General features: G+C 46.1%; 14 protein-coding genes. 10 read left to right on the plus strand and 4 right to left on the minus strand.

The features are described 5' to 3' along the window. Positions 1–32: 32 nt before the first annotated feature. Positions 33–1,448 (minus strand): ATP-dependent DNA helicase, encoded by a 1,416-nt coding sequence (locus NBH16_RS03910; RefSeq protein WP_005861336.1) that lies wholly within the window; start codon positions 1,446–1,448, stop codon positions 33–35. A gap of 93 nt (positions 1,449–1,541) precedes the next feature. Here NBH16_RS03910 and NBH16_RS03915 point away from each other — a divergent pair, with 93 nt between their 5' ends. From NBH16_RS03915 to NBH16_RS03925, 3 genes are read left to right on the plus strand one after another with little or no spacing between them, the layout of a single operon-like run. After that, positions 1,542–2,177 (plus strand): hypothetical protein, encoded by a 636-nt coding sequence (locus NBH16_RS03915; RefSeq protein ID WP_005861338.1) that lies wholly within the window; start codon positions 1,542–1,544, stop codon positions 2,175–2,177. A gap of 12 nt (positions 2,178–2,189) precedes the next feature. Beyond that, the gene (locus tag NBH16_RS03920; RefSeq protein ID WP_008773842.1) at positions 2,190–3,014 is read left to right on the plus strand and encodes a DUF3822 family protein; all 825 of its coding nucleotides are present in this window, start codon (positions 2,190–2,192) and stop codon (positions 3,012–3,014) included. Next, entirely contained in the window at positions 3,005–3,562 is a 558-nt protein-coding gene (locus tag NBH16_RS03925; RefSeq protein ID WP_005861342.1) for an RsmD family RNA methyltransferase, read from the plus strand. Before NBH16_RS03920 ends, NBH16_RS03925 begins: the two co-directional genes overlap by 10 nt. On the opposite strand, the gene cls is transcribed toward NBH16_RS03925, so the two are convergent. Continuing rightward, the gene (gene cls / locus NBH16_RS03930) at positions 3,534–4,970 is read right to left on the minus strand and encodes a cardiolipin synthase (RefSeq protein ID WP_250788122.1); all 1,437 of its coding nucleotides are present in this window, start codon (positions 4,968–4,970) and stop codon (positions 3,534–3,536) included. The two genes, NBH16_RS03925 and cls, sit on opposite strands and share 29 nt — an antisense overlap. A gap of 645 nt (positions 4,971–5,615) precedes the next feature. On the opposite strand from cls, the gene NBH16_RS03935 reads away from it, so the two are divergent. The 3 genes from NBH16_RS03935 (at position 5,616) to NBH16_RS03945 (ending at position 10,004) form a co-directional block, all read left to right on the plus strand. Next, a complete protein-coding gene (locus NBH16_RS03935; protein WP_039848939.1) occupies positions 5,616–6,866 on the plus strand; it encodes a hypothetical protein in 1,251 nt (416 codons plus the stop codon). An 11-nt stretch (positions 6,867–6,877) separates the two neighbouring features. After that, on the plus strand, positions 6,878–9,208 hold the full coding sequence (locus NBH16_RS03940; RefSeq protein WP_009018316.1) for a carboxypeptidase-like regulatory domain-containing protein: 2,331 nt from the start codon (positions 6,878–6,880) through the stop codon (positions 9,206–9,208). Between the two features lie 64 nt (positions 9,209–9,272). Beyond that, on the plus strand, positions 9,273–10,004 hold the full coding sequence (locus NBH16_RS03945; protein ID WP_009018315.1) for a YjbH domain-containing protein: 732 nt from the start codon (positions 9,273–9,275) through the stop codon (positions 10,002–10,004). 104 nt (positions 10,005–10,108) lie between these two features. Here NBH16_RS03945 and glsB read toward each other — a convergent pair whose 3' ends face one another. Both glsB and glsA read right to left on the minus strand, forming a co-directional pair. Beyond that, positions 10,109–11,083, minus strand: coding sequence for a glycine N(alpha)-acyltransferase GlsB (gene glsB / locus NBH16_RS03950; RefSeq protein WP_005866962.1), 975 nt, complete (start codon positions 11,081–11,083; stop codon positions 10,109–10,111). A gap of 12 nt (positions 11,084–11,095) precedes the next feature. Beyond that, on the minus strand, positions 11,096–11,920 hold the full coding sequence (glsA, locus tag NBH16_RS03955) for a lyso-glycine lipid O-acyltransferase GlsA (RefSeq protein ID WP_008780717.1): 825 nt from the start codon (positions 11,918–11,920) through the stop codon (positions 11,096–11,098). A gap of 476 nt (positions 11,921–12,396) precedes the next feature. Between glsA and rsmH the strand changes: the two genes are divergently transcribed. From rsmH to NBH16_RS03975, 4 genes are read left to right on the plus strand one after another with little or no spacing between them, the layout of a single operon-like run. Continuing rightward, positions 12,397–13,314, plus strand: coding sequence for a 16S rRNA (cytosine(1402)-N(4))-methyltransferase RsmH (gene rsmH, locus NBH16_RS03960; RefSeq protein ID WP_129984525.1), 918 nt, complete (start codon positions 12,397–12,399; stop codon positions 13,312–13,314). A 12-nt stretch (positions 13,315–13,326) separates the two neighbouring features. Continuing rightward, positions 13,327–13,680, plus strand: a complete 354-nt coding sequence (locus tag NBH16_RS03965) for an FtsL-like putative cell division protein (RefSeq protein ID WP_005861360.1) — start codon at positions 13,327–13,329, stop codon at positions 13,678–13,680. Between the two features lie 18 nt (positions 13,681–13,698). Further along, positions 13,699–15,894 carry a penicillin-binding transpeptidase domain-containing protein gene (locus NBH16_RS03970; protein ID WP_250788123.1) on the plus strand — a complete coding sequence of 732 codons (2,196 nt, stop codon included), beginning with the start codon at positions 13,699–13,701 and terminating at the stop codon, positions 15,892–15,894. Between the two features lie 2 nt (positions 15,895–15,896). Further along, positions 15,897–17,357, plus strand: a complete 1,461-nt coding sequence (locus NBH16_RS03975) for a UDP-N-acetylmuramoyl-L-alanyl-D-glutamate--2,6-diaminopimelate ligase (protein ID WP_008780720.1) — start codon at positions 15,897–15,899, stop codon at positions 17,355–17,357.

A 17,357-nucleotide genomic window follows, 5' to 3' on the forward strand; every position in this document is an offset into this window, starting at 1 on the left:
TGTTGCCAGTTTCGATCTTAAAATATTGTAAATCATTCGACGAACTCGTCCGGTAAATTCACCAGATATAGGTGATGGGTCGCCCGGGTAAAAGCCGTGTAGAGCCACCTATAGAAATCCTCACCAAGCATTTCCTCCGTGATGTAACCGATATCGAGAAAGACGTTCATCCATTGGCCGCCTTGGGCTTTATGGCAGGTTACCGCATAAGCGTATTTTACTTGGACGACGTTGTAATGAGGATCTACCTTCATCTTTTTCATTTTTCCCGCCTTGGTAGGAATGTCCTCGTAATCTTCCAATATGGTGTAAAAGAGCTTGTCGTTTAGCTCCTTAGGGAGGGCGGGGGAGTCGGTCTGTAAAGTATCCAATAGGATTTTCAAATCGATTTCCAGATCATAATCTTGAAAACGAGCCGTGATGTCGGCAAAGCGGAAGCCATACATCTCCGTGACACGGCGTACCCGCATGACTTGAATGATCTCTCCGTTCGCTATAAAGTCCATCTCCTTACAATTCGCTGTCCAATAATAATTGTTCTTCGCTACCATTAAACGATCGCCGGACGATAGCTCTTCTTCCCTGTATAGGATACGGTTACGTATGCCGTTATTATAAATCGTGGCTCGTTTATTCGAGCGGGAGATAATCATTGTCTCTTCCATCCCGTCGCGGCTATAGGCGGAAGATATTTCCTCAATTAGCTCATCTCCATTGACTTTCGTGAAATCGGAGAAGCCTTTTAATTGTAATTTCGGAAAGATCTCGACCGTGTGGTTTCGTAGTGCGTCTCGTAGCCGGGTCGCGTTGAACAGGATTCCCGAGTCTTCGCTTTGGCGTACGACTTGAGTTAACGCTATCTCCCAAACCTGTAGGTTGTAACCCCGTAATATCTCAGGATTCAAGGCGGGACTCTCCGTTTGCATTACTGGAGGAAGCTGTGCGACATCTCCCATTAGGATAAGACGACAGTTTTCCCCGGAATAGACATACTGGATTAAATCGTCCAACAGGCGTCCGGAACCAAAAACAAATGAATCCAACCCCTCGTTGGCGATCATAGAAGCCTCGTCGACGATAAAAAGTGTATCTTTATGTAAATTATCTGCCGGCATGAAGCCCGTCGGCTCATTGGAAAACGCCCGTTGACGATATATTTTTTTATGAATTGTATACGCTTTTTGGCCAGCGTAGCCCGAGAAAACTTTGGCTGCTCGTCCGGTTGGAGCCAACAAAAACGTTTTTTGCTTTAGTTCGTTAAGCGTTTTCACCAAAGCCCCGACCAGAGAGGTTTTTCCGGTTCCTGCGTAGCCTTTCATTAGTAGAAGGCTGTCCGGTTCCTCTGACAAGAGAAATTCGGTAAGCGTATGAAGCGCTAAAAACTGATCATCCGTCGGTTTATAGGGGAAATTTCGTTCGATTTGCTGGCTTATGTAACTATTTATCATTTTGATCGCAATAATTTTCGCGATAAAGGTAGTGTATTAAATATTCTTTTTTAAATTTGCCGAACGAAATAAATTCAAAAAACAATACAAACCATGAAAGTTACATTAAAGATTTTATTAGCTGCCGCAGTTGTACTGCTAGTTTACATGTGCTACAAGAGCGTCACTGGTCCGATTGAGTATGATGATCAGAAGACTATTCGTGACAATGCGATTATCGCCCGTTTGATTGAAATCCGTAAGGCTCAGATCGAATACAAGAACATGTATAAGACTCATGCCGGAAGTTTCGACGATTTGGAGAAATTCTTGAATACGGATAAGTTGCCGTTCTTGATCAAGGAAGGTGTATTGACGGATGAGCAGTTGGAGAAAGGTATGACAGAAGCAGAGGCTGTTAAGAAAGGTTTAATCAGACGTGATACCATGTGGGTATTGGCGAAAGATACTTTGCTGGGTAAGAACTATGATGTAGCGGCTATGCGTTATGTTCCGGCCGTTCCGGGTGAAAAGATTACTTTCAAGATGGATACGGCTACGTTGAAATCTGGTTCGGGTTATGAGATCAAAGTATTCGCTTGTGAGGTTCCTTACAAAGAATATTTGCGTGACATGGATGCTCAGTTGACTTATAACTTGATCGACAAGGCAGAGAAACAAGGTAAGTTCCCGGGATTGCGCGTAGGTTCTTTGGAAGAAATTAATAACAACGCAGGTAACTGGGAATAATCAGCGGCTCATATGACTATCAGCATTCCTGATACGTTAACTACTGATAATTCGGAAAAGTATATAGTGTCCATCCGGCTTCGGTCGGGTGGACTTTCTTTTTCCGGGTATGATCCCTCGGCTGGAGGAAGTTTCTTTTATCGGGAAACGGAATTCGATCGGGCGGTCTCTTTCATTTCTTCCCTTAAGGAGTTTTTCTTCGCTCATGAGTTTCTTACGTGGACTTATAAACGGATTAACGTGATCTGTGTATCTCCGGAATATAGCTTGGTCCCTGATAATTATTGGGGGGACGGTAAGGAAGGGCGTTTATTGGATTTCAGCTTTTCTACACTGGAATTACATTGCTTAACCGATACTTTAAAGGAACAACAGGCTAAGTTGGTGTTTGGTGTAGACGAGGAGGTTTACGAATTTTGCTCCCGTTCTCTTTTGCATCCTTTTTTCTCCCACTACATGACTTCTCCGCTAACGCTATGGACAAAAGAAAGTAGTGCTAGCTTACCCCGGCAAATGTATGTCGTGATAGAACGAAAGCGGATGGATGTGGCGTGTTACGCTCAAGGGAAACTCTTATTTGTGAACTCTTACCCGATCGACCAATCGGACGATATAGTATACTATATATTATATGTATGGAAACAGGCGGGATTGGACCAAGAAAAGGACCAGTTGCTTTTAGCGGGGGAATCTTCCTCGCGAATGCGGGTTCTGGAGCGATTGCGAGCCTATTTACGCCATGTTAAGCCGGTGGAGATCCCTTCGGAAGCCTATCTGCTGGGAACGGATGTAACGAAAGCCCCTATGGATTTAATATCTTTATTAATATGCGAATAATAAGCGGTATATACGGTCGTCGGCGTTTTGACGTGCCCTCTTCGTTTAGCGCACGTCCTACGACGGATTTTGCGAAAGAGAATATTTTTAACGTAGTAAATAATTTGGTGGATCTGGAAGGTATGGATGCGTTGGATCTTTTTGCCGGAACCGGAAGTATCTCTTTTGAGTTGATCTCACGAGGATGCCGGAATGTAACCGCCATAGAGAAAAATAACGCTCATGCCTCTTTTATAGCCAAGGTAGCGAAAGAGCTGAAGACGGATGCGTTGGCTCTGATTCGTGGGGATGTTTTCCGTTATTTGAATTCAGCCCCTAAGCAAAGTTTCGATTTCATCTTTGCCGATCCCCCGTATGCCTTGCCGGAGTTGCCGGAAATACCCGCCTTGGTTTTCGAGCGTGATTTACTAAGGGATGGAGGGATATTCATCATGGAACATCCTAAGACCAATGACTTCTCATCTTTGCCTTATTTTTATCAGCACCGGGTGTATGGCTCCGTGAACTTTAGCATCTTCCTTAAAGAAGGGGAGAAAACAGACGCATAAATGATTCCGCCATGCGTTGCTTGAGGGGGCGCTTTAACCAGCGGGAAGGGATCAAACGCTCACAGTGATGCATGTCGTGTGTAAAGATGCGTTTCATTTGCAGGGCGAATTCCTTTTGATATACGAAAGCGTTAATCTCGAAGTTATGCTCAAAGCTACGGAAGTCCATATTGGCAGACCCGATGCTTGTCAATGCGTCGTCGGACACGACTAGCTTGGAATGCAAGAAGCCCGGTTTGTAGAGGTATACTTTTACGCCGGCCTTTACCATCTCGTCGATAAAGGAATGACTGGCCATATTCGCTGAACGTGTATCGGAACGCTTAGGCAGCATCAAACGAACATCCACTCCCCCTAAGGCGGCGGTTTGCAACGCTTGGTTCAATCCTTCGGTAGGCAGGAAATAAGGGGTTTGTATAAAGATATACTTCTTGGCGTTGGCGATCATGAAAATGGTCGCTTGCAACAAAGTTCTCCATTGACCTACCGGACCGCTAGTGGCGATTTGCATAATATTATCGCTATAGATTTGGGCGGCCGGATAGTAAATCCGATCGTTCAAGAGTTTTTTACTAACCACGTACCAATCGATGAGGAATACGGATTGAAGCCCGTGCACTCCTTTCCCTACGAATTTGAAATGCGTATCCCTCCATGTGCCCCAAGAGGTTCCCTTATCGTATCGGTCGGCTATATTCATGCCTCCCATAAACCCGACTTTACCGTCTATCACGATAATCTTGCGGTGGTTCCGGTAATTCACCTTACTGGTGAAAACGGGGAACGCTACCCTCAAGAACGCATATACCTCGATACCCGCTTCCTTCATTTCCTTAAAGAAGCCGTCTTTTACATTCCAGCAACCCACATCATCATAAAGTACACGTACCTTCACACCTTCTTTTGCTTTCTTGATAAGGAGTTGTTGCACCTGTTTTCCTATCTCGTCATCACAGAATATATAATATTGTATATGGATATGGTGGGTCGCTTTCTGGATCTCTTCCAGCAAGTCTTTGAACTTATCGGTACCATTCGTATAAATCGTGATTTGTGTTCCGTATAGGAGGGAGGATTGGTTGGTGTTAGTCAACAAGGTCGATAAAGGTTTATAGGGGTCCGGAACTACGCAGGCGTCTTGAGGTAATTTACCCTCTTGCGGCCTTTTCATGATGCGTTTATAGGTACGCCTCGATATGATCCGTTGTTTCCGGTTATCTTGTCCAAAGAAGAAATAGAAAAGCAGTCCGATACCGGGTGCTAATAATAAGACGATTACCCAAGGAATTGTCTTTAACGGATTCCTATTCTCTGTAATGATAACTAATACCAGTCCTAATATAGTGACGCTATACAATATGATAAATATCGTACCAACGATTAACTGTATATGAATGGCTGCTAACATGAAACTCTCTCTTTGCTATAATCTGCTATAATTTGCTAAGATAAGAATGCTTTCCGAGAATAGCAAATTTCCGTATTCTTTTTGGGCTGTATAGAAGGGCCAAAAAGTAAGTTAACTTAAATGGCAAAGTAAGCTAACTTAAATGCCCGAGTAAGTTAACTTACTTTGCCAGCGAAGCTAGCTGACTTAAATGCCCGAGTAAGTTAACTTACTTTGCCAGCGAAGCTAGCTGACTTTGGAAGCGGGGTTATGTACATTTTAAAATAATGAGGTCGTTTTCTAAATATGAAGTGTCATTTGTTGATTTTGGCGCAGGCTATTATGAGAAGTATCTATGATAACAATAAAAATATTTAGATTGAAAACGACTGTAAAAAACGATCGTTTCAATTAGTCGTTTGCAAAGGTAGGCATTTCTCCGAGACCGGCAACCTTTTCCGATTAAATTTTATCCTGCTATATATCTTCTTCTCAACAGGATAGATTAATCAAAGTGTCACGAATATGACAAAAGAGCATCATCTTTTTGCTTTCTAAAAAAATGCAAGATCTAAACGATCGTTTTCACTAGTCGTTTTTTATGTGGAAGGGTAAGAATAAGAAAAACAGTAAACCAATGATAACTTGGAATCAAACTCTAGAGATATGAATAGAAAGTCTTCTATACGAGCCATTTTACTCCGTAAGGAATGCCTTTTATTCTTTTTGCTACTATTGCCTATGTTTACAAAGGCCCAATATAATAAGGTATATGCGGATATCACCGCGAATATGCTGGTCGATATGGGTTTTGAGAATGTTGTCTGGTCGGAGGACGAGAAGGAGAGAGTGTATGTCTTGGAGAATACCCCTTGGCGTTTGCAGGGTGTGGGACTGGCCCATGCCATAGACCGCATCCAGAAAACAGGCTTGCCGGAGAAGGGCAAATCCTGCCGTATCGTCGTATTGGATAATAATATACCGCAGATCTCATTGATCTATACGGCAAATCCGGACAGCTTGAAGGCGGCTCCCGGCTCCTATGCGGCCCGTTCCGCCTGGGATGCTACTTACGATCTGGGCGATAGCTGGGATAAGGTGAAAAAAGAGTACCGTATGAATAGCTCCTTATTTAAAGTAGACGTGGTGGTTTATCCGGAGTTGTATCTGAAGAACCTCATTATCACACAAATATACCAAGTGTTATTCAACCTCTCGCCTGCGATCGAGGTCTCTTTCTGGAATGGGATGAAGCTGACGGCGCAAATGGTGTTTCCTATATATAATGATGGATATGGTCCTTGGGCGGGTAAGATTCACCCGGGCATGGTTACCCTTTCCCAATCTTTTCGTTTACCTTATCGTACGTTTGCTAGAGCCAGTATCGGTTTGTTCAATGCGGATCGTTATGGCGTGGATTTAGCGGTAACCCATCATTTGAAGGATGAACGTTTTTCTTTGGAAGGACGTATTGGTTGTACGGGTACGGGATCTTGGCATAAGTTCGAATATCATTATGGGACTCATCAGCGGGTCACTTGGTCGTTGGGAGGTAGTTTTTACTGGTCCAAATACAATACACAGGTCTCTTTGAAAGCCGAGCAGTACTTGCTGGGAGAGGTCGGTGGACGGATTGACTTGATCCGTCATTTCCGCCATTGCTCTATCGGTTTTTATGCGATGAAGGCGCAAGGTGCTTTGAAAAACGGAGGTTTCCGGTTTCAAGTGGCTCTTCCTCCTTATAAATATAAACGTAAGAATGTGCGGGTGCTTCCTTCTGACAACTGGGGTATGTCTTACAACGCCGGTAATGAACGCTATTATTATAAGGGGTATAAAGCCTCACCGAATGATAACATCATGCAACAGAATCAATTCAACCCGTACTTTATAAAGTCGGAATTACTCAATTTTTAAATAGTTTTATTATGAGAACAATTACAAAGTTACAGACCTTATTGGTCTTGTTCCTTACGACAGCCATGATTGGCTTCGTTGGTTGTAAGGATGACGATGATGATGTGCCTACTCCGGATGGTGGTGGCACTGTTGCCACCTATGCGATTGGTGGTACGGTTATGGATGCCAGCAACAACCCAATGGCTGGCGTTAGCGTAGCTCTTTCTGGAGCTCAATCTCTTAGTGCTACGACGGGTTCTGATGGAACGTACTCTTTCGACTTGAAAAGTACACCAGGCTCTTACAAAATCGCCTTTAAGTCGGAAGGCTATGCAGACAGAAGCTATGATGTGGATGTGAAGAAGATCGAATCGGGTGTTGGACAGTATGTAGTAAACGCCGTCATGGTAAAGGGCACGACTCCCGATACTCCGAAAGAGTATAAGAAGGCGAAGTACAATCTTTCCGTATCGATCGAGGATGTTGTGGGAAAAGCTATCTCTACTTCCAGCCTTTCTGTTGTCGTAAAATACGGGGATAAAGAGATCGCTAAAGAGAATAAACCTAATTTTAAGGTCTCTGATGTGACTCCCGGTATCTACGACGTAGTAGCTACAGCTTCCGGATATACTAAAGCCGTGGCTAAGGTTGTCGTTTCAGCCGTTCCGGATCAAGAAAAGAAAGAGGGCGAAGGTGATACATTCGACGTTGAGTATCCAGCTATTATCGTGATGAATGTCGCTCCTTCTATTCCAGTAGACCCGGATGATCCTTCTAAGCCGACAGATCCTTCTGACCCGTCTGATCCTTCCAAGCCAACAGACCCGTCTGATCCTTCCGATCCTTCCAAACCGACAGATCCGTCAAAAGCGACTTATATCGTATCTGGTATAATAACAGACCTATCTACGGGCGCAGACATCAAGACAGCGGAAGTCACATTGATGTTAGGAAGTGAAGAGTTATTTATTTCTAAGAATGAGAGTGAGTTCTCTTTCAATATCGCATCATCAAAGGTTACGGAGGATGCTCAATTTATCTTGAGTGTTAAAGCCGCAGGTTATACGAGCTACTCTCGTACGATCATCTTTAAGGTCGGTCAGAGTATGAACTATGTATTTCCTATCACATTGAACCCTATAGGTACAGGTGGAAATACGGAGATTGATTTTTCTAAATATGGTGTTCAGGTTCCGGAAAAAGAAGCGGAAAAAGTAGCGGATGAGATTAAGAATGCGATTAACGCAGGCGGAACCGAAGAGGTTAAGGTGTCTGGTGTCACTTATGTGGATGAGAATAATGTTGAGCAAAAAGTAGACGTTGTCATTCCTGCTAATGTCTTAGATAACTATAAAGGTGCGGATAATGAGGTTCAAGCTCCAGTTATTAAGGTTTTGAATCAAAGTGATGCTGAGAAATTGACAGAATCGATAGGAGTGATTGAAAGTACGACCGCTGATGGTATAAAAGAGAAAGATGAGGTAAGTTTGGTCGCGGAAAGTGGTAAGCCTGTCGTTATCGTTATGCCGGCAAGTAGTAATCAAACATTGGTGATTGAACGTGATATGTCTGCGGAAGCTCTGCAATCCAATAATGTGACTTCTGATGCTGGTGCGGTAGCCAGTGTAAGCCGTGTATATAAAGGCGAGCCTAGCGGTACGGTATTCTCTCCGGCTTTGAAGATCTCGTTCGACGCTCCGAAGGATTTGGTTTCTTCTACACAGCCTATGGCATTGTTATATGCGACCACAGGCATAGATAATAAGGAGATCATGAAGATTGATCCTACGGCGGACCCTGTTTATATCAATGGTACTGGTGCGGAAATGTCTGTCGCTCACTTCTCTAAGTTTGCCGCAGGTTTTGAGTTGGCATTAGCGGAAACTGAAGATATCAGTACTGATACTACAATCGTAGAAAAGGTTGTTGACTACTGCTCTGATGGTAAGGCAGGAAACATTCCTGTAGTTGTTACAACTACAAATGCTTATGTTGGAGAAAACTTGCAGGATCTAGTCGGAAAATCTAACGTAGATGGTCAAGTCGCTAAGAATGCGGTTTATAACCGAATCTCTAATCGTTTGCAAGCTGATGGTTATCAGATAGGTATCCAAACATCATTGACAACATCCGTTCCTACGGAAGCTGATCGTACGGTCGCTTCTATGAGCTTGAAGAAGACATATACTACAAATACGTATGTATTTAAGTTTATGACAAAGGGTAAAAAGGTGGAAGAGATTCAGGTTGTAGCTAAAAAACTTATCAAGATAGAAGGTACTCCTGTTTACAAGCAATCCCACGGTCACGGACATGGTGATGGCAATAACGCCGGTGGCGGTATCATCATCCCGGATTAATGCTTGATATTTGAAGCTTGATTAAATAATGTTGAGCCGGAAGTTTATAAGTAAACAAAGAAAAATGAAGAAATTACTCTTATTGATCATATTCTTAAGTTGCTGGACGATACTTCCGGCTCAATTATCTTATGGCACGACAGGGCTATTGCATGCCCCGTCCGCCGATATGCAAAAGGACAAGACCGTGATGCTTGGCGGAAACTTCTTGCATCAAGAGCTTACGCCTCCCAAGTTTAATTTTAATACGTGGAATTATTATTTGAACGTGACGATCTTCCCGTTTCTGGAAGTAGCGTATACTTGTACGCTGTTTACGGCCGAGAGCCTTGGATTGGATAAGCATGGCTATTCCGGATTCACGAACCAAGATCGTTATTTCTCCGCCCGCTTACGTGTGTTGAAAGAAAGCAAATACATCCCCGCTGTCGTGCTGGGGACTTCGGACCCTTTTACGTCATCCGGGCATAAATTCGCTTCAGCCATAGGGAACGGCTATTTCTGCCGTTATTATCTGGCCGCTACCAAACATTTTCAGCTGGGAAGGGGAACCTTAGGCGTTCATTTATCCTATCTGTATAATCGCCGTGAGGATTATCCCTTGAACGGTGTGGCGGGAGGTATCACCTACAATCCTTCATTCGCCCCGCATTTGAACGTCATAGCCGAATACGATTCGAAAGACTTCGCTATGGGAGCCACTTACCTGCTATTCAATCATATACATTTTCAATTCGAATTGCAGCGAATGAAGTATTTCTCCGGTGGACTATGCTATAAGATTTATTTGAGATAAAAAGAGGTTCAGCCTTTGTCCGTTTTTAATCCGCTTGGAGGCGAACGGTTAGGCTGAACCTTTTTATATCTTGTTACGCTGTCGCGCTAGCCATATCTACGGCTTTATTCCCCGATGAAATTCTTGCGTATCAACTCGGCGGACTTGTACTCCTCTTCCAGATACGTCTCAATATGCCGTTTCTTCTTATCCTCTAATATCTCGTTAATAGCGATTAGGATACCCGTTTCTTCCACCTCTCCAAACTCATGGTTGATCGCTGTGCCGAATACACGCATCTTAGGCGACAAGCTCATGTAAGCATTTACCAAAGGAGGCACGTTGATGCCGAATTTACGAACCTCTTGGTTCAATACCTTGTAGTTATCCTTGAAATTATCGTGAGGGAAAAGAGATCTCATCTTCTCTACATCCATATTAGTCTCCAAAGGATATACCGGAGTGATCAGTTGGTCTGCGTCCGGGAAATGCAATCCGAGGAAGTATAAGATCATATTACGGGCCTCTTGGTTGTACGTATTGTACATAGTCACCTTCCCGAAATAATACCTCAAGCTCGGATCAACCACGGATAAAGCCCCCAATCCATCCCACAGGTTATCCAACACGAATAAGCCTTTCGCCCCGGAACGGGTGGATTGATACTCCAGAGCCACGAACGAGCGTCCCAACTCTACCGTATAAGGAAGGATCTCCTTGATAAATTTCTCTGAGAAATTAAACAAGTGCGAGGTCGCCAAGATCGGTTTACCATTCTCGTCGAACTTAACGTCCGAACCGCAAAGGAAACGGTATCCCCCCAAGATCTGCTCATCTTCCGGGCTCCAGACAATCAGCTGGCGGTAAGCGTCTTCCATCGTGTCATACTCATCGATATCCACCGGGAATCCCGTGCCACCCCCGTAATAACGGAAAGCGACCTCCCGCAGACGCCCTATCTCTTGCATGACATTGGGTGAGTCGTGCGCCGTGACGATATAAATCTCATTCTTCGATTTATTGGTACTTCTCAACCTCTTCTCTTTGGTCAATTCAGCCTTCAGTAGTGCCCTGTCTATGGGATTGATAATGTCTTGCATATGTTTCGTCTGTTAATCCTTGAGTTTGTAAACCTTGTTTTTTATCCACTCAGCCCATTCGGCGGGTTTCTTGCTATTGTCGAATGTCTGCCAAGGGATAGGCTTCCCGAAGTAAATCCGGAAGGTCTTATGTTTGCTCCGGAACATCTCGTCCGGTAAATAAATCATCTCATAATTCATCTTTATACCCAACGCCTTGCGTATCCGGGCGAGGTTGTAGAAGAAATTGGAATTCTTCCCGTCGAAATAGACCGGTACGATATCCCGCTTGTATTGCACCGCCTTCTGGATGAACGATTTCTTCCACTCCAAGTCTTGTATCTTGCCACCAATCTTGCGAGAGCATAATCCAGCGGGGAAAGTGATGATCTGGTCGTCCGAGGCAAAAGCCTCCTCCAGCATCCGTGCGTTGTCCTTTCCTTGGGTGCCGTGTTTGTTGATCGGTACAAAGATGGATTTTAGATTGGAGAGATAAAGTAATAAATCATTGACCGGATACTTGATGCGGCCTTCGAACCGGGAACCGATAACGGCGGAGAGACAGATACCGTCCAATCCTCCGAGCGGATGGTTGGAGGCGAAGATATAGCGCCCTTCGGTCGGGATGTTCTCCGCATGTACCAGATCGAGGGTAAGGTCAAAATAGCCGATAAGCTCACGCATGAAATCTACCCCTTCCTTATCGTGGTAACGGGTTAATATATCATTCAGTTCCTCTTGATGAACCGTGCGAATCAAGTAGTCCACGATAAATCCCGGAATCTTGCGTGACGCCTTGGGCGCCTTTTGTGCCAATACTTGCTTAATATCTATCTTTGTCACACCTTGTTTTGCCATCTATATAAGCTTGTCAAGGGGCAAAGATAAAGTTAATAATTAAAACGAGAGAGGTTTGAGTGAAGTTTTTGCTTTTTCGCCAGCTATCTTAGCCTTTTCCCCTTGATCTTTTAGCCGCTACCATTAGGGAGATTAGTCCCAGGGAGCTTGACTATCGGTTATCTAACGGCTGTTGGACGATCATGCACCATCTGTTAGAAGATCATCTACCAACTGTTGCATGATCGTCCAACAGCCGTTAGAAGATGAAGGTGAAAGGAAGAATTGGTTAACGGATACCGATGAAAAGCGTAAGAGATAAGGACGAAAAGACGAAGGGTTAACGACCTGTTGATAACTTTTTCCTACTTTTCTTATATAAATGTTGGCGGGTAATTTTGGAAATGTGTACTTTTACCCACCGATAAGGCATGTGCGTGCGTATCAAAGGAGTACGGCGCTTGATTTTAAGAGGAAGTTTAACGTAAGAACGACGAATGGAAGAAAAAGATAGTTGCTATCATGTACCGGTAATGCTGCGGGAAAGTCTGGAGGGATTGGATATCCGTCCCGACGGGATTTACGTGGATGTTACGTTTGGCGGTGGAGGACATTCCCGCGAGATCTTGAAACGGTTGGGTAGCGGGGGCGAACTTTACGGCTTTGACCAAGACGCGGACGCGGAGCATAATATCCCGGCAGATCCACGATTCACTTTCGTGCGCAGTAATTTCCGTTATTTGTATAATTTTATGCGTTACTATGGAGAAAGCGGGGAGGTAGACGGTCTGTTGGCGGATTTAGGTGTCTCTTCCCATCATTTCGACGATAAGGATCGCGGTTTCTCTTTCCGTTTCGACGGGGCGTTGGATATGCGGATGAATACGCGTGCGGGGCAGACCGCCGCCGATATCGTGAATAATTATACGGCGGAGGCGTTGGCCGATGTGTTTTATCTATATGGCGAGCTGAAGGTGTCACGGAAATTAGCCTCTGTGCTGGTGAAAGCCCGTGAGACAAAGAAGATAGAGACGATCGGGGACTTCTTGGAGGTGATCAAGCCGTTTACGGGAAAGGACAAGGAGAAGAAATTCTTGGCGCAAGTCTTTCAAGCGCTTCGTATCGAGGTGAACGATGAGATGAGGGCGCTGAAAGAGATGCTGCGGAGTACCTTGCGGGTGTTGAGGCCGGGAGGACGTTTGGTGGTTATCACGTATCACTCCTTGGAAGATCGTCTGGTAAAGAACTTTTTGAAGACCGGAAACTTCGAGGGGAAATGCGAGCAGGATTTCTTCGGGAACGTACGATCGCCTTTCCGCTTGGTCAATAATAAGGTGATCGTCCCGACCGACGAGGAGGTGGAGCGGAATCCCCGTTCCCGGAGCGCCAAGTTGAGAATCGCTGAGAAGGTATAAGGAGAAATAGATATGGAAGAAAACGGACAACATAAGAAAACGAGGAAGAAGGAGAAGCGTCTTTCGTTCTGGTATATACTCGGTGGCGGCGTGCTGAAAGAGGATTTTATCTTGAGGCATACGCGCATGATCGTGTTACTTGTCGTGTTGGCGTTTTTCTTTATCGGTAACCGGTATACTTGTATGCAAAAGTTGCGGGAGATCGACCGGTTGCAACAGCAATTGAGGGATGTGCGTTTCGAGGCGTTGTCGATCTCATCCGAGTTGACCGGCAATAGCCGCCAATCGCAAATCGAGTTGCTGATCGAGGAGCAAGGTATTGATCTGGAGGGTGCGAAAACCCCTCCTTATGAGTTATATAAGTGAGATAAGGTGTAAATAGGTATGTCTGAAGAAAACGAACCGAAAGAAATAGAGCCTAAAGGTAGCCGGATTTTATTCTGTTACTTCGTGGTCGTGCTGTTGCTGGGGCTTGTGGCCGTAGGAATCCTGTTCCGTGCCTTTGATACGGCCTTCGTGGAGAGGGATAAATGGATGAAGGTGGCCGAGAGCCAGAAACGACCGAACCGTTTGGTGTTGCCCGGACGTGGCAATATCTATTCGTCGGACGGTAAGTTGATGGCTACCAGCGTGCCTCGTTATTATATGTATATCGACTTTAAGGCGGATGCGTATACTCCGGCTAAGGATGCCAAGTATAATTGGCTGGATACGTTCAAGACGTCCAAGAAGGATGGGGTGGACTCGTTGGCGTTTTATCTTTCCCGTAAATTGAAGGATCGTACGCCGGCGGGCTATAAGGCTTATCTGTTGAAAGGGCTGAGCGGTAAGAGCCGCCAGTTCCCGATTTACGCGGGGAAGGTCTCGTATTCGGACTTGAAGGAGATCCGTAAGTTCCCGTTCCTTCGTCTGGGACGTTATAAGAGCGGTTTTTATACGAAGGAGATGGTGCAGCGCCAGAAACCTTTCGGGACCTTGGCGTCTCGTACGATCGGTGATATCTACGGAGAGATCGAGGAGGGTGGAACTACGAAGGGGAAGAATGGATTGGAGTTGCAATACGATTCGCTCCTGCGGGGGCAGGCCGGGTTGAGTTCCGTTCGCCGTGTCGGTGGAGGCTGGACGAACGTGATTGAGGTGGACCCGGTGGATGGCATGGATATCCGTACCACGATCGATATTAATATACAGGATATAACCGAGAAATCGCTGGTCGATAAATTAAAGGCGATCGATGCCGAGTCCGGTACGGCTGTCGTGATGGAGGTCGAGACCGGAGAGATCAAGGCGATCACGAATATGGGGCGTATCCGTGAAGGCGTATATGGCGAGACGAAGAACCATGCCGTGGCAGACGAGATCGAGCCGGGTTCTACTTTCAAGGTGGCCTCTATCATGGTGGCCTTGGAGGATGGTTTATGCAATCCGGGGGATACGGTCGATGTCGGCAATGGTATATATATGTATAAGGGGGCCCGCATGACGGACCATAATATGAATAAAGGTGGATACGGTCGCATCTCGGTGGAGCAGGCGATTTGGTATTCCTCCAATATCGGTGTGGCCAAGACGATCCTGAAAGGTTATTCGGATAACCCGACAAAGTTCGTGGAGGGACTGTACCGTATCGGTATGAACGCGGATCTTCGTTTGGAGATACCGGGGGCGGGACGTGCTAAGATACGTCGCCCGGATGATACGACCCGTTATTGGTCCAAGACCACTTTGCCTTGGATGTCGTTCGGTTACGAGACGCAGGTACCGCCGATCAATACGTTGGCGTTCTTTAATGCGATCGCGAACGACGGGAAGATGGTTCGCCCGATGTTTACGAAAGAGATCTTACATAACGGCAAGACCGTGCAGAGTTTTTCCACGGAGGTGATCAACTCTTCGATCTGCTCGGACCATACGCTGGCGTTGATAAAAGATATGTTGCTGGGAGTCGTGGAGAAAGGGACCGGTAAGGCGGTTCATTCGGATATTGTCCGGATCGCCGGAAAGACCGGTACGGCGCAGATCGCTACGGGCGGTGTCTACCGTACGAGCGGGCACCAAGTCTCTTTCTGTGGCTATTTCCCGGCCGATCATCCGAAGTATTCTTGTATCGTGGTGATCCGCCGTCCCCGTATTGGTTATCCTTCGGGCGGTACGATGTCGGGAGGCGTGGTGCGTGCGATCGCCGAGAAGATATACGCCAGCCATATGTCGTTCGATGTCCGGGATATGGAACGGGATTCGATGGCCGTGATGGTACCTCGTGTGAAAGGCGGCGACCTGAGGGCGGTAGAGGAAGTATTAGATGAATTGGATATTAAGGCGGATACGGACAGTTTGGAGACAACGTGGGTCGTAGCCTCCGCCGAGCAAGAAGAGAATAAGGTGAAATTAAGCGATCTGACGATTCGTGAGGGACTGGTACCCCGGGTAGTCGGCATGGGTGCTAAAGATGCGGTTTTCTTGTTGGAGCAAGCCGGTCTGCGTGTCTCTTTGTCGGGTGTCGGACGGGTCGTTTCGCAGAGTATTCAACCCGGACAGCGAGTGTCTAAGGGGCAGACCGTATTATTAACATTGAAATAGGTATGGAACTAAGGGATTTAATCGGTGCGTTGGAAGCTCCTATGTTGATGGGGGCGGATAATGTGGATATCACGAATATTCAATCAGACTCTCGTCGGGTGACGAAAGGGTCTTTGTTTGTCGCTGTGAGAGGTACGGCCGTGGATGGCCATGCCTATATGGACAGCGCCATAGAGAAGGGGGCTGTCGCTATCGTATGCGAGGAGGCTCCGTCCTATTTGGAGGGGAGATGCTCGTTTATCGTGGTGAAGGATTCGGCGGAGGCGCTGGGTCTTTTGGTTTCCCGCTGGTATGGTGATCCTTCCGGGAAATTGGTGTTGGTAGGCGTGACGGGTACGAACGGGAAGACTACGATCGCTACCTTATTATATGAGATGTTCCGGAAGATGGGGCATAAGGTGGGATTGCTTTCCACGGTATGTAATTATATAGATGGCGAGGCGGTACCGACGGATCATACGACACCGGACCCGCTTACGCTTCATTCCTTGATGGCCCGGATGGTAGAGGCCGGATGTGAGTATGCTTTTATGGAGGTTAGCTCTCATTCGATCGATCAGCGGCGCATCAGCGGCCTGTCTTTCGACGGGGGGATTTTCACGAACCTGACCCGTGATCATTTGGACTATCATAAGACCGTGGAGAATTACTTGAAAGCGAAGAAGAAATTCTTCGATGACCTGCCTGCCGGGACTTTTGCCTTGACGAATGCCGATGATAAATCCGGCTTGGTGATGTTGCAGAATACGAAGGCGAAGAAGCTGACCTATTCCTTGCGTACCTTGGCCGATTTCAAGGGAAAGATATTGGAATCTCATTTCGAGGGTACCGACTTGATCATTAACGGTCGGGAGGTTATGGTGCATTTCGTGGGACGTTTCAACGCTTATAACTTGCTGGCCGTGTACGGAGCCGCAGTTTCTTTGGGGAAAGATCCCGAGGAGGTGTTGATCGTGCTGAGCACGCTTCGCTCCGTATCCGGTCGCTTCGAGACGATCCAGTCTCCGCTCGGTTATACGGCGATCGTGGATTACGCTCACACGCCGGATGCCTTGACGAACGTACTGAATGGCATTCATGAGGTATTGGACGGGAAAGGACGTATCATTACCGTGGTAGGTGCCGGGGGAAACCGGGACAAGGGGAAACGCCCGCTGATGGCGAAAGAGGCTGTCAAGCTGAGCGATCAGGTAATTCTGACTTCTGATAACCCGCGCTTTGAGGAACCGGATGATATTATTAACGATATGGTAGCCGGATTGACGAAAATGGATATGGAACGTGCCTTATGTATCACGGACCGTACGCAAGCGATCAAGACCGCTACGATGTTGGCGAAGAAAGGGGATGTGATCCTTGTTGCCGGAAAAGGCCACGAAGACTATCAGGAGATCAAGGGGGTGAAACATCACTTTGACGACCGTGAGAAGTTACGCGAGATTTTTTCGACACAACAATCATAA

Origin of the sequence: Parabacteroides sp. Y3-G-102, assembly GCF_023656845.1 — a bacterium.
Classification (GTDB): domain Bacteria; phylum Bacteroidota; class Bacteroidia; order Bacteroidales; family Tannerellaceae; genus Parabacteroides; species Parabacteroides distasonis.

Excerpts from the sequence above, each read along its gene's own strand:
- NBH16_RS03910 (WP_005861336.1), bottom strand. The coding sequence starts at position 1,448 with ATGATAAATAGTTACATAAGCCAGCAAATCGAACGAAATTTCCCCTAT.
- NBH16_RS03915 (WP_005861338.1), top strand. The coding sequence starts at position 1,542 with ATGAAAGTTACATTAAAGATTTTATTAGCTGCCGCAGTTGTACTGCTA.
- NBH16_RS03920 (WP_008773842.1), top strand. The coding sequence starts at position 2,190 with ATGACTATCAGCATTCCTGATACGTTAACTACTGATAATTCGGAAAAG.
- NBH16_RS03925 (WP_005861342.1), top strand. The coding sequence starts at position 3,005 with ATGCGAATAATAAGCGGTATATACGGTCGTCGGCGTTTTGACGTGCCC.
- cls (WP_250788122.1), bottom strand. The coding sequence starts at position 4,970 with ATGTTAGCAGCCATTCATATACAGTTAATCGTTGGTACGATATTTATC.
- NBH16_RS03935 (WP_039848939.1), top strand. The coding sequence starts at position 5,616 with ATGAATAGAAAGTCTTCTATACGAGCCATTTTACTCCGTAAGGAATGC.
- NBH16_RS03940 (WP_009018316.1), top strand. The coding sequence starts at position 6,878 with ATGAGAACAATTACAAAGTTACAGACCTTATTGGTCTTGTTCCTTACG.
- NBH16_RS03945 (WP_009018315.1), top strand. The coding sequence starts at position 9,273 with ATGAAGAAATTACTCTTATTGATCATATTCTTAAGTTGCTGGACGATA.
- glsB (WP_005866962.1), bottom strand. The coding sequence starts at position 11,083 with ATGCAAGACATTATCAATCCCATAGACAGGGCACTACTGAAGGCTGAA.
- glsA (WP_008780717.1), bottom strand. The coding sequence starts at position 11,920 with ATGGCAAAACAAGGTGTGACAAAGATAGATATTAAGCAAGTATTGGCA.
- rsmH (WP_129984525.1), top strand. The coding sequence starts at position 12,397 with ATGGAAGAAAAAGATAGTTGCTATCATGTACCGGTAATGCTGCGGGAA.
- NBH16_RS03965 (WP_005861360.1), top strand. The coding sequence starts at position 13,327 with ATGGAAGAAAACGGACAACATAAGAAAACGAGGAAGAAGGAGAAGCGT.
- NBH16_RS03970 (WP_250788123.1), top strand. The coding sequence starts at position 13,699 with ATGTCTGAAGAAAACGAACCGAAAGAAATAGAGCCTAAAGGTAGCCGG.
- NBH16_RS03975 (WP_008780720.1), top strand. The coding sequence starts at position 15,897 with ATGGAACTAAGGGATTTAATCGGTGCGTTGGAAGCTCCTATGTTGATG.